At 51.6% G+C, this 595-nt stretch carries 1 pseudogene; it reads right to left on the bottom strand.

Features of this window, described 5'->3' with window-relative positions:
- Positions 1–595, bottom strand: a pseudogene (locus tag R7Z49_RS26355) (conjugal transfer protein TraI); the annotation flags it as partial.

Raw genomic sequence — 595 nt, 5'->3', positions numbered from 1 at the left:
CCAGCGTCGTTTTACCTTCCAAAACAGGCATGATCGCTTGTTCAAGCAACGCCGATGCTTCTCCGTACCCGGCTAACATCTCAACGAGTAAGGTCTTTGCGTCTTTCTCATGCAGATTAGGTTTGTCCGTAGGTGGCATTGCTGGCGCTGGTGTTGTTTGTTCTGGTGCGTCAGTCAGCATAGGGAGCGGCTCAATCGCCCATGATGGCGGTTCATCAGAACTACCGAACATTGGAAAGTCATCGCCCTGCAGGGAGTTTTGTTCTTGTGGAACGAAGTCCTGTTTTGGCTGCTTCTCTTGCTTTCCGGGCATTGCCACATCTGGGATTTCTGAGTTTGTTGCGTCAGTGCTGGCTGTCTCTGCCGATGCGCTGAATGCGTCAAACGGAAAGTCGATGTCCCCCAGTCCACCCCCAACATCCTTGAGTGCTTGTAACGGATTGTCGTTTGCCAAAGGTGGTGCGTTTTTGGCAATGTCATGAGAGGACAAATCCTCTTTTGCCTCTGGTTTGTGGGGTTGTTTCTCTGTATCACTCTTCGGTTTTGCTTTGCCCGGTTTGCTCTGCGGCTTACCCTTCTTGCCAGCGTCAGGCTT

It is taken from the genome of Vibrio sp. 1562 (assembly GCF_033340155.1).
Taxonomy (GTDB): domain Bacteria; phylum Pseudomonadota; class Gammaproteobacteria; order Enterobacterales; family Vibrionaceae; genus Vibrio; species Vibrio alginolyticus.
This window is presented reverse-complemented; position numbering and strand designations above follow the sequence as displayed.